Origin of the sequence: Kitasatospora sp. NPDC001603 (assembly GCF_040298365.1) — a bacterium.
Lineage (GTDB): Bacteria > Actinomycetota > Actinomycetes > Streptomycetales > Streptomycetaceae > Kitasatospora.
The window spans coordinates 1-12,641 of the sequence record NZ_JBEPAA010000133.1 but is presented as its reverse complement, the minus strand read 5'-3'; the positions used below and the strand labels follow the sequence as shown (position 1 = coordinate 12,641).

Genomic DNA, 12,641 nt, shown 5'->3' with positions numbered 1-12,641 from the left:
GTGTTGGCGGTGGTGCGGGGCAGTGCGGTGAACCAGGACGGTGCGTCGAACGGGCTGACGGCGCCGAACGGTCCGTCGCAGGAGCGGGTGATCCGACAGGCGTTGGCGAGTGCGGGGTTGTCGGCGGCGGATGTGGACGCGGTGGAGGCGCACGGGACGGGGACGCGGTTGGGTGACCCGATCGAGGCGGAGGCGTTGCTGGCGACGTACGGGCGCGGGCGGGACGCGGACCGGCCGCTGTATCTGGGGTCGGTGAAGTCGAACATCGGGCACACGCAGGCGGCCGCGGGTGTGGCCGGCGTGATCAAGATGGTGATGGCGCTGCGCAGCGGTCTGCTGCCGCGGTCCCTGCACCTCGACACCCCGACACCCCACGTCGACTGGACAGCCGGGGCGGTGGAGTTGCTGGGCGAGGCCCGGGAGTGGTTCCCGGGTGACCGGCCGCGTCGCGCCGGTGTCTCCTCGTTCGGGATCAGTGGCACCAACGCGCATGTGATCCTCGAAGAGGGGGATCCGGCGGCGGTCGCGGTGGGCGGTGACCGGGCGGCGATGCCGGTGGTGCCGTGGGTGGTGTCGGCGCGGTCGGCGGAGGCGCTGGGCGGGCAGCTGGCCCGGGTGGCGGAGCTGGCGTCCTCGGGCGATGTCGACCCGGTGGATGTCGGGTGGTCGTTGGCGACGTCGCGGGCGGTGCTGGAGCACCGGGCGGTGCTGCTGGGCGCCGATGTCGTAAGCGCCGGAGCCGGTGCGGTTCGGGCGGGTGTGGGGTTCCTGTTCGCGGGCCAGGGTGGTCAGCGGGTGGGGATGGGGCGGGAGTTGTACGGGGCGTTCCCGGTGTTCCGGGAGGCGTTCGACGAGGTGTGTGCGGTGCTCGACGCGCCGGTGGCCGAGGTCGTCGCCTCGGGTGAGGGCCTGGGCCGCACCGGGTTGGCGCAGCCGGCGCTGTTCGCGCTGGAGGTGGCGCTGTTCCGGCTGCTCGCCTCCTGGGGTGTGGCTCCGCGTGTGCTGGTGGGGCATTCGGTGGGTGAGATCGCGGCGGCGCATGTGGCCGGGGTCTTGGATCTGGTGGACGCGGGTGCGCTGGTGTCGGCGCGGGCCCGGTTGATGGACGCGCTGCCCGCCGGTGGGGCGATGGTCGCGGTGGAGGCGGCCGAGGAGGAGGTCCTCCCGTTGCTCGCCGGGCTCGTGGAGGTGGGTGTCGCGGCGGTCAACTCGGCTACTTCGGTGGTGGTTTCGGGTGCGGAGGGCGCGGTTCGGGGGGTCGTCGAGGCGCTGCCGGGCCGCCGCACCAAGCGGCTGGAGGTCAGCCATGCGTTCCACTCCCCGCTGATGGCGCCGATGCTGGAGGACTTCCGTGCGGTGGTGGCGGGTCTGACCTTCCACCCGCCGCGCCTTGCGGCGGTCTCGACCGTCACCGGCCTGCCGGTCGACGGCGAGTGGTGCGACCCGGCCTACTGGGTGGACCATGTGTCCCGCACGGTCCGTTTCGCGGACGCGGTCGAGGCGGCGGGTGTGGGCGCCTGGGTCGAACTCGGCCCCGACGGTGTGCTCTCCGCCCTCGTCGACGCTGCCGCGCCCGCGCTGCGAGGGGACCGGCCGGAGGCCCGCCAGGCGGTGACGGCGCTCGCGCACGCCTTCGTCCACGGTGCGGACGTCGACTGGGCGGCGCTGTTCGCGGGGCATCACCCGCGTCTGGTCGAGCTGCCGACGTACGCCTTCCAGCGCGAGCGCTACTGGCTGGAGCCCGTCGCGGGTGACGTCGCCTCCGCCGGACTCACCGACGCCGCCCACCCGCTGCTCGCCGCCGTCGTCGAACTCCCTGACGGCGGGACGGTGCTGACCGGGCGGATCTCCCTCGCCACCCACCCCTGGCTGGCCGACCACGTGGTGCCCGGAGGACTGCTGCTCCCCGGCGCGGCCTTCGTCGAGCTGGCCGTCGCGGCCGGTGACCGCGTCGGCGCGCCCCGGATCGAGGACCTGACGGTGACCGCGCCGCTGCCCCTCGCCGAGCACGGCGTCGCCCTGATCCGGGTGACCGTGTCGGCCGAGGACGCCGCCGGGCGCCGGGACCTCGGCGTCGACTCGCGGGCCGACGCCGAGGACGAGTGGACGCGCAACGCGAGCGGTCTGCTCGGCCGGGCCGCCGCCGAGCCGTCGGCCGCCGGGGCGTGGCCGCCGCCGGAGGCGGTCGAGGTCGACACGACGGACGTCTACCGGCGGCTGGCCGAGCACGGCTACGCCTACGGACCGGCCTTCCGCGGGCTGCGGCGGCTCTGGCGGGCCGGTGCGGACCTCTGCGCCGAGGTCGAGCGGGCGGCGCCCGCCGAGGACGCCTTCGTCGTCCACCCCGCGCTGCTCGACGCCGCCCTGCACCCGTGGCTGCCGGGCGCCACCACCGGGGACGGCCCGCGCCTGCTGCCGTTCGCCTGGCAGGGCGTGGAGGTCCACGCGACCGGGACCGGCCGGCTGCGGGTCCGGATCACCCCGGTGGGGCCCGACGCGGTGGCCCTGCACCTCGCCGACGCGGCCGGCCGGCCGGTGCTGACCGTCGACTCGCTCACCTGGCGCGAGGCACGCGGCCCCGCCGACGCCGCTGCCAGGCACCTCTTCCAGGTGGACTGGACCCCGGTCGGGACGGCCGGGGCCGAGGCCGCGGACCAGGTCGAGCTGGCCTGGGACGCCGATCCGGCCGCGCTGTCCGGTCCGGTGCCGGCGCTCGTCACGGTCTCGGTGCCCGCCGGTGGCGCGGACGTCGTCGCCTCGGCCCACGAGCTGACCCGGGGGGCGCTCCGACTGGTCCAGGGCTGGCTGGCGCAGGAGCGGTTCGCCGACGCCTGCCTGGCCTTCGTGCTCGACGAGACCGATGTGGCCGCGGCGGGCGTGCGCGGGCTGCTCCGGTCGGCGAGCACCGAGCACCCGGGCCGGTTCAGGATCGTCGCGGTGACCGGCCGGCCCGGCCCGGCGGCGCTGCCGCTGCCCGACGTGGCCGAGCCGGAACTGGCGCTGCGCGACGGCGTCGTCCTGGCGCCGCGGCTGGCCCGGCTGGCGCCCGCGGCGGACGCGCCGGAGCTCCGGTTCGACCCGGAGGGGACGCTGCTGCTCACCGGCGGTACCGGCGAGCTGGGCGCTTCGCTGGCCCGGCACCTGGTCCGCGTCCACGACGTCCGGCGGCTGCTGGTCCTGAGCCGCAGCGGCCCGGCGGCCCCGTCGGCGGCCCTGCTGCGGGACGAACTCGCCGAGCTGGGGGCCGAGGTGACCGTCGCCGCCTGCGACGCCGCCGACCGGGCGGCCCTGGACGCCGTGCTGCGCGACGTCCCGGCCGCGCATCCGGTACGGGCGGTGGTGCACGCCGCCGGTGTGCTGGACGACGGCATCGTCACCGCCCTGACCGGGGAGCGGGTGGACGCCGTCCTCCGGCCCAAGGTCGACGCCGCGTGGGCGCTGCACGAGGCGACCCGGGAGCTGGACCTCACCGCCTTCGTGCTCTACTCCTCGGTCTCGGCCCAGATCGGCGCGGCCGGCCAGGCCAACTACTCGGCCGCCAACGCCTTCCTCGACGCGCTGGCCGAGCACCGCGTCCGGCACGGCCTGCCGGCCACCTCCCTGGCCTGGGGCCTGTGGGCCCAGGCGGGCGGCATGGCCGAGAGCCTGACGGACACCGACATGGCGCGGATGGCCCGGACGGGCGTGCTCCCGCTGCCGCACGACACGGGGGTGCGGCTGTTCGACCTGGCGGTGCGGCAGAACCGCGCGCTGGTGGTGCCGATGCGCTTCGACACCGCCGCCGTCCCGGGCGGCCCGGTGCCGCCACTGCTGCGCGGCCTGCTCCGCGCCGGGACCCCCGCGCGGCGCGGCGCCGCCGCCGGCCCGCTCGCCGGTGCGGCGGCGCTGCCGGTCGCCGACCGCGCGGCCGCCGTGACCGGGCTGGTGCGGGACACCACGGCCGCCGTGCTCGGCCACGCCGACGCCGACGCCCTCGACCTGGACCGGACCTTCCAGAGCCTCGGGCTGGACTCGCTGACCGCCGTCGAGCTCCGCAACGGCCTGGCCGCGGCCCTCGGCTCGCGGGTGCCGACCACGCTGGTCTTCGACTACCCGACGCCCCGGGCGGTGGCCGCCCACCTGCTGGCCGGGCTGACCGGCGAGCCCGCGGCCGAGGAGGCGCCGGGCCGGCCGGACCGGGCCACGGCCGACGAGCCGATCGCCATCGTCGCGATGGCCTGCCGCTACCCCGGTGAGGTGGACTCCCCGGAGGCCCTGTGGCGGGTCGTCGCCGAGGAGCGCGACGTGGTGTCCGGCTTCCCGCAGGACCGGGGCTGGCCGGCGGACCTGTACGACCCGGACCCCGAGCGGCCCGGCCACACCTACGCGACCGGCGGCGGCTTCCTGCACGGCGCCGCCGACTTCGACGCCGCGTTCTTCGACATCTCGCCGCGCGAGGCCCTGGGCATGGACCCGCAGCAGCGCCTGCTGCTGGAGACGGCCTGGGAGTCGCTGGAGCGTGCCGGGATCGACCCGGCCACCCTGCGCGGCAGCCGGACCGGCGTGTTCGCCGGGCAGATGTACCACGACTACGCGCCCAGCGTGGACCGGATGCCGGAGGACCTCGAAGGCATCCTGCTGACCGGCAACACCGGCAGCGTGCTGTCCGGCCGGCTCTCCTACGCCTTCGGTCTGACCGGTCCGGCGATCACGGTGGACACCGCCTGCTCCTCGTCCCTGGTGGCGGTGCACCTCGCCGCGCAGGCGCTGCGGGCGGGGGAGTGCTCGATGGCCCTGGCCGGCGGCGTCACCGTGATGTCGACGCCCGGCACCTTCGTCGAGTTCGCCCGCCAGCGCGGCCTGGCCCCCGACGGCCGGTCCAAGCCGTTCTCGGCCGCGGCCGACGGCGTCGGCTGGTCCGAGGGCGTCGGGGTGCTCGTCCTGGAGCGGCTGTCGGACGCCCGGCGCAACGGGCACCAGGTGCTCGCGGTGGTGCGCGGCTCGGCGGTCAACCAGGACGGCGCGTCCAACGGCCTGACCGCTCCGAACGGCCCGTCGCAGCAGCGGGTGATCCGGCAGGCGCTGGCGAACGCCGGGCTGACCCCGGCCGACGTGGACGTGGTGGAGGCGCACGGCACCGGCACCCGGCTCGGCGACCCGATCGAGGCGGAGGCCCTGCTGGCCACCTACGGCCGGGACCGGGACGCGGACCGGCCGCTCTACCTCGGCTCGGTGAAGTCCAACCTCGGGCACACCCAGGCCGCCGCCGGCGTCGCGGGCATCATCAAGCTGGTCATGGCGCTGCGGCACGAGGTGCTGCCCCGGAGCCTGTACGCCGACGAGCCGTCCCCGCACGTGGACTGGACGGCGGGCGGGGTGGAGCTGCTCGCGGGCAGCCGGCCCTGGCCGGCCGGCGGCGCGGCCCGGCGCGGCGCGGTCTCGTCCTTCGGCATCAGCGGCACCAACGCCCACGTGATCATCGAGCAGCCGCCCGCCGCGGTGCCCGTCGCCCCGGCCGCCGTCCGGGCCCCGGGCGTCGTGCCGTGGGTGCTCTCGGCCCGGAGCCTGCCGGCCCTGCGGGCCCAGGCAGGCCTGCTCGCCGACCGGCCGGTGGACGACCCGGCGCAGGTCGCCGCGGCCCTGCTCGCCACCCGGTCGGAGTTCGAGCACCGTGCCGTGGTGCTCGGCGACGGCGCCGAGGACCTGCGGACGGCCCTGCGGGCCGTGGCCGCCGGGGAGCCGCACGCCCGGGCGGTGCTCGGCGAACGGACCGAGGAACCCGGCGCCGTGGTGTTCGTCTTCCCCGGCCAGGGCTCCCAGTGGATCGGGATGGCCCGTGAACTGGTCGCCACCGCCCCGGTGTTCGAGCAGGCCCTGCGGGCGTGCGACCGGGCGATCGGCGAGCTCACCGGCTGGTCGGTGCTGGCGGTCGTGACGGGCGCCGAGGACGCGCCCTCGCTGGACCGGGTCGACGTGGTGCAGCCCGCGCTGTTCGCGGTGATGGTGTCGCTGGCGGAGCTCTGGCGCTCGCTGGGCGTCCACCCCGCCGCCGTCGTCGGGCACTCCCAGGGCGAGATCGCGGCCGCCCACGTGGCGGGCGGCCTCTCGCTCGCGGACGCCGCCCGGATCGTGGTGCTGCGCAGCCGGGCCCTGACCGAACTGGCCGGCTCGGGCGGCATGCTGTCCGTCCCGCTGCCCGAGGCCGAGGTGACGGCCGCCCTGGCCGGCCGGGACGGCCGGCTCTCGGTCGCCGCGGTGAACGGACCGCGCGCGACCGTGGTGTCCGGCTGGGTCGACGCGCTGGACGCCTTCGAGGCCGAGCTGCTCGCGGCGGACGTCCAGGTGCGGCGGATCCCCGTCGACTACGGGTCGCACTCCGTCCAGGTCGAGCCGCTCCGGGAGCGGCTGCTCGCCGAACTCGGCCCGGTCGCCCCGGTCTCCGGCACCGTGCCGATGTGGTCCACCGTCACCGGCGGACGGCTCGACACGGCGGAGATGGGCGCCGCCTACTGGTTCGAGAACCTCCGCCGCACCGTCCGCCTCGACGAGGTGGTCGGCGAGCTGCTGGCCACCGGGCACGGCGTGTTCGTGGAGTGCAGCCCGCACCCGGTGCTCACCGTCGGGATCCGGGACCGGGCCGAGAGCGGCGACCGGCCCGCGGTCGCGGTCACCGGATCGCTCCGGCGCGACCGGGGCGGCCTCGACCAGTTCCTGGGCAGCGCCGCCGAACTGTACGTGCGCGGGGTCCCGGTGGACTGGACGCGCCCGCTCGGCGCCGTCCCCGGCCGGCCGGTCGACCTGCCCACCTACCCGTTCCAGCGCGAGCGGTTCTGGCTCGGCCCCGTCACCGCCGCCACCGACGTGACCGCCGCCGGGCTGGCCGGCACCGGCCACCCGCTGGTCGGGACGGCCGTCGACCTGCCGGACGGCGGGCTGGTCCTGACCGGGCGGCTCGCCCTGGACACCCGGCCGTGGCTGGCCGACCACACCGTGTTCGACCGCGTCCTGGTGCCCGGGACGGCCTTCGCCGACCTGCTGACCGCGATCGGCGACCGGGTCGGCGCACCCTGCCTGGAGGAGGTGACCATCACCGCCCCGCTGGTCGTGCCGGAGCGCGGCGGCGTCCTGGTCCGGGCCGTGGTGTCACCGGCCGACGAGGAGGGCCGCCGCCGGGTGAGCGTCCACTCCCGCACCGGGACGGACGAGGCCGCGCCGCCGTGGACCGACCACGTCGAGGCCGTACTCGGCTCGACCGGCGGCGCCCCGGTCGAGCTGCGCGCCTGGCCGCCCGCCGGTGCCACCGAGGTGGACCTCGACGGGGCGTACGAGCGGCTCGCCGCCGACGGCTACCGGTACGGGCCGGGCTTCCGCGGGCTGCGCCGGCTCTGGCGGCTGGGCGAGGACCTCTACGCCGAGGCCGTGCTGGAGGGCGAGCAGCCCGACGGCCACCTCGTGCACCCGGGCCTGTTCGACAGCGCGCTGCACCCCCTGCTGCTCGTCGACGACCGGGAGGGCGGGCTGCCGTTCGCCTGGCAGGGCGTGCGGGTGCACGCCTCCGGCGCCACCCGGGTCCGTGCCCGGATCAGCCCGGTCGGCGCCGACGCGGTGTCGGTGGCGCTCGCCGACGGCACCGGCGCGCCGGTGCTGACCGTCGACTCGCTGGTCCTGCGGCCCGCCGCCCGCGCGGCGCTCGCCGCCGGGGCGGGGACGCCCGACGCGCTGCACCTGGTCGACCTGGTGCCGCTGCGGCCCGCGCCGGCGGACCCCGGCACCACCGACTGGGCCGTGCTCGGTGAGCTGCCCGACTGGTGGCCCGCCGAGCTGGGCCGGCCGGCCTCCTTCCCCGACCCGGCGGCCCTGGCCGCGTCGGCCGGCCCCCGCCCGGCCGTCGTCCTGGCGCCCGCGGACCGGCCCGCGGACCGGGCGGACACCGGAGCGGGTGTCGCCGACGCCGCCCGCCGGGCCGTGCACCGGACGCTCGACCTGGTCCGGTCCTGGCTCGCGGACGAGCGGCTGGAGGGCACCGAACTCGTCGTGCTGACGGTCGACTCCCTCGCCGGCGACCCGGTCCAGGCCGGTGTCCGCGGCCTGCTGGCGACCGCCCAGACCGAGAACCCCGGGCGCTTCCGGCTGGTCGACCTCGACGGCGAGGCCGCCGCCCGGTCGCTGCCCGCCGCGCTGGCCACCGGGGAGCCCCAGCTGGTCCTGCGCGGCGCCGAGTGCTTCGTCCCCCGGCTCGTCCCGGCGGCGAGCCGGCCGGCCCTCCCGGTGCCGGACTCCGCCGCCTGGCGGCTGGAGATCCCCGAGGTCGGCACGCTGGACAGCCTGGCGCTGGTGCCCGCCGACACCGCCGACCGGCCGCTGGAGCCGGGCCAGGTCCGGGTCGCCGTCCGGGCGGCCGGGCTGAACTTCCGGGACGTCCTGATGGCGCTCGGGATGTACCCGGGCGAGGTCGTCCTCGGCAGCGAAGGGGCCGGCATCGTCACCGAAGTGGCCCCGGACGTCACCGAGTTCGCGCCCGGGGACCGCGTGGTCGGGATGTTCTTCCACGCCTTCGGCCCGGTGGCCGTCGCCGACCGGCGCATGATCGCCCCGATGCCGGAGGGCTGGTCCTTCGCGGAGGCCGCGTCCGTCCCGGTCGTCCACCTCACCGCCTACTACGGCCTGGTGGACCTCGCCGGGCTGCGGGCCGGGGAGCGGGTGCTGATCCACGCGGCCACCGGCGGCGTCGGCATGGCCGCCGTCCAACTGGCCCGCCACCTCGGGGCGGAGGTCTACGGCACCACGAGCCCCGCCAAGCAGGGCGTGCTCCGTGACCTCGGCGTCGACGAGGCGCACCGCGCCTCCTCGCGGTCCCTCGACTTCGAGGAGCGCGTCCGCACCGCCACCGGCGGCCGGGGCGTCCACGTGGTGCTCAACTCGCTGGCCCGCGAGTACGTCGACGCGTCGCTGCGGCTGACCGTGCCGGGCGGCCGGTTCGTGGAGATGGGCAAGACCGACATCCGGGCCGCGGCCGACGTCGCGCGCGACCACGAGGGCGTCACCTACCGCGCCTACGACCTCGTCGACGCCGGACCGGAGCGGATCGGGGTGATGCTGCGCGAGATCCTGGACCTCTTCCGGGCCGGCGCGCTGACCCTCTCACCCGTCCGGGCCTGGGACGTGCGCCGGGCCAGGGACGCCTTCCGGCACCTGCGCGAGGCCCGGCACGTGGGCAAGAACGTCCTGACCGTGGCGCCCGCGCTCGACCCCGACGGCACCGTCCTGATCACCGGCGCCACCGGTCTGCTCGGCGGGATGATCGCCCGCCACCTGGTGCACGCCCACGGTGTCCGGCACCTGCTGCTGGCGAGCCGCAGCGGCGCGGCCGCCGAGGGGGCCGGCCCGCTGGCCGCCGAACTCCGCGCGGCCGGTGCCCGGGTGACGCTCGCCGCCTGCGACACCGCCGACCGCGCGGCACTGGCCGGCCTGCTGGCCGACATCCCGGAGAAGCACCCGCTGACCGGCGTCGTCCACGCGGCCGGCGTCCTCGACGACGGGGTGCTCACCTCGCTCGACGCGGCCCAGGTCGACCGCGTCCTGCGGCCGAAGCTGGACGCCGCCTGGCACCTGCACGACCTCACCCGCGACCTCGACCTGGCCGCGTTCGTCCTCTACTCCTCCATCGCCGGCGTCAACGGCGCCGCCGGCCAGGCCAACTACGCCGCCGCCAACACCTTCCTCGACACCCTCGCCGCGCACCGCGCCGCGAGCGGCCGGGCCGGGCTCTCGCTCGCCTGGGGTCTGTGGGAGCAGGCCAGCGGAATGACCGGGCACCTCGCCGAGGCCGACCGCGCCCGGATGGCCCGCGGCGGGCTGGTGCCGATGACGGCGGAGGAGGGGCTGGCCCTCTTCGACGCCGCGCTCGCCGCCGGCGAGCCCGTGGTCGTCCCGGCCAGGCTCGACACCCGCGCCCTGCGCGCCGACCCCGACGGCGTGCCCGCGCCGCTGCGCGACCTGGTGCGGACCGCGGTGGTCCGGCGCACCGCCGCGGCGGGCGGCGACGGGTCGCAGTCCCTCGCCGAGCGCCTGGCCCGGCTGTCCGGGGCGGACCGGCGCAGCACGCTGCTCGACCTGGTCACCGCGCAGGTCGCCGCCGTGCTCGGGCACTCCGACCCGGCCCAGGTGCGGGACGCCCGCGCCTTCAAGGAACTCGGCGTGGACTCGCTCACCGCGGTCGAACTGCGCAACCGGCTGGCCGCCCTGAGCGGTCTGCGGATGCCGGTGACCCTGGTCTTCGACCACCCCAGCCCGGCCCGGGTCACCGACCACATCCTCGGCGCGCTCGCGCTCCCCGAGGACGACGAGGACCCGGTGATGGCCGGCCTCCGGGCGGTCGGCGACTCCCTGGCGGGCGCCCTCACCGACGAGGAGTCGCGCCGCCGCGTCACCGCCCGGCTGCGGGAACTGCTCGACGCCTGCGCGGCGCCCGCCGCGGACCGCGCGGGGGAGGACGACGACCTCGACGCGGCCACCGACGACGAGCTGTTCGCCCTGGTCGACCAGGACCGGCCCTAGGGCTTGTCGGACAAGGAGGGGTGAGCTTTCTTCCGCCGCCCACTGTGCCACCGCCCGATGTTCCACACCGCCTGCCGTATGCGACCGACCAGGGAGTGACCGCGCGTGTCCGACGAATCCAAGCTCCGCGAATACCTCAAGCGTTCGATCGCCGACGCGCGTGACGTGCGGAGGCAGCTCGAAGAGGTCCAGGAGAAGGCGAACGAGCCCATCGCCATCGTCGGCATGGCCTGCCGGTTCCCCGGCGGGGTCGGCTCGCCCGAGGACCTGTGGCAGCTGGTCGCCGACGGCGTCGACGCCATCGGCGGGCTGCCGACCGACCGGGACTGGGAGCTCGACCGGCTCTACGACCCCGACCCGGAGGCTGCCGGCCACAGCTACGCCCGGGACGGCGGATTCCTCTACGACGCGGGCCTGTTCGACGCGGGCTTCTTCGGCATCTCGCCGCGGGAGGCGCTGGCCATGGACCCGCAGCAGCGGCTGCTGCTGGAGACGGCGTGGGAGGCCTTCGAGCACGGGGGCATCGACCCGGTGGCGCTGCACGGCAGCCGGACCGGGGTGTTCGTCGGGGCGAGCGGCCACGAGTACGGCCCCCGCGTCGACGAGACCCCGGCCGAGGTGGAGGGGCTCGTCCTCACCGGCGGCGCACCCAGCATCATGTCCGGCCGGGTCGCCTACACCTTCGGCTTCACCGGTCCGACGCTGACCGTCGACACCGCCTGCTCCTCCTCGCTGGTGGCGCTGCACCTGGCGGCGCAGGCCCTGCGCAACGAGGAGTGCCCGCTCGCGGTGGCCGCCGGGGTCACGGTCATGTCCACCCCCCGGACCTTCGTGGAGTTCTCGCGGCAGCGGGTCGGCGCGCCGGACGGCCGCTGCAAGTCGTTCTCGGCCGAGGCCGACGGCGCGGGCTGGTCGGAGGGCGTGGGGGTGCTGCTGCTGGAGCGGCTCTCGGACGCCCGTCGCTTGGGTCACCGGGTGTTGGCGGTGGTGCGGGGCAGTGCGGTGAACCAGGACGGTGCGTCGAACGGGCTGACGGCGCCGAACGGTCCGTCGCAGGAGCGGGTGATCCGACAGGCGTTGGCGAGTGCGGGGTTGTCGGCGGCGGATGTGGACGCGGTGGAGGCGCACGGGACGGGGACGCGGCTGGGTGACCCGATCGAGGCGCACGCGCTGCTGGCGACGTACGGCCAGGACCGTGCCGAGGGCGAGCCGCTCTGGTTGGGCTCGGTGAAGTCGAACATCGGCCACACCCAGCACGCGGCGGGGATGGCCGGCGTGATCAAGATGGTGCTGGCGATGCAGCACGGGGAACTGCCCCGGAGCCTGTACGCGAAGGAACCGTCGCCGTTCATCGACTGGTCGGCCGGGGCGGTGGAGTTGCTGGATGAGGCCCGGGAGTGGTTCCCGGGTGACCGGCCGCGTCGCGCCGGTGTCTCCTCGTTCGGGATCAGTGGCACCAACGCGCATGTGATCATCGAAGAGGGGGATCCGGCGGCGGTCGCGGTGGGCGGTGACCGGGCGGCGATGCCGGTGGTGCCGTGGGTGGTGTCGGCGCGGTCGACGGAGGCGCTGGGCGGGCAGCTGGCCCGGGTGGCGGAGCTGGCGTCCTCGGGCGATGTCGACCCGGTGGATGTCGGGTGGTCGTTGGCGACGTCGCGGGCGGTGCTGGAGCACCGGGCGGTGCTGCTGGGCGCCGATGTCGTAAGCGCCGGAGCGGGTGCGGTTCGGGCGGGTGTGGGGTTCCTGTTCGCGGGCCAGGGTGGTCAGCGGGTGGGGATGGGGCGGGAGTTGTACGGGGCGTTCCCGGTGTTCCGGGCGGCGTTCGACGAGGTGTGTGCGGTGCTCGACGCGCCGGTGGCCGAGGTCGTCGCCTCGGGTGAGGGGCTGGGCCGTACGGGGTTGGCGCAGCCGGCGCTGTTCGCGCTGGAGGTGGCGCTGTTCCGGCTGCTCGCCTCCTGGGGTGTGGCTCCGCGTGTGCTGGTGGGGCATTCGGTGGGTGAGATCGCGGCGGCGCATGTGGCCGGGGTCCTGGATCTGGTGGACGCGGGTGCGCTGGTGTCGGCGCGGGCCCGGTTGATGGACGCGCTGCCCGCCGGTGGGGCGAT

Annotated in this window: 1 protein-coding gene and 1 pseudogene; both read left to right on the top strand. The window is 76.5% G+C overall.

The genetic code is table 11. The features are described from left to right. The coding region (locus ABT263_RS37565) for an SDR family NAD(P)-dependent oxidoreductase (protein ID WP_502885930.1) at positions 1 to 10,536 on the top strand (10,536 nt) is incomplete at its 5' end. Between the two features lie 105 nt (positions 10,537 to 10,641). Then, a pseudogene (locus ABT263_RS37560) lies at positions 10,642 to 12,641 on the top strand (type I polyketide synthase); the annotation flags it as partial.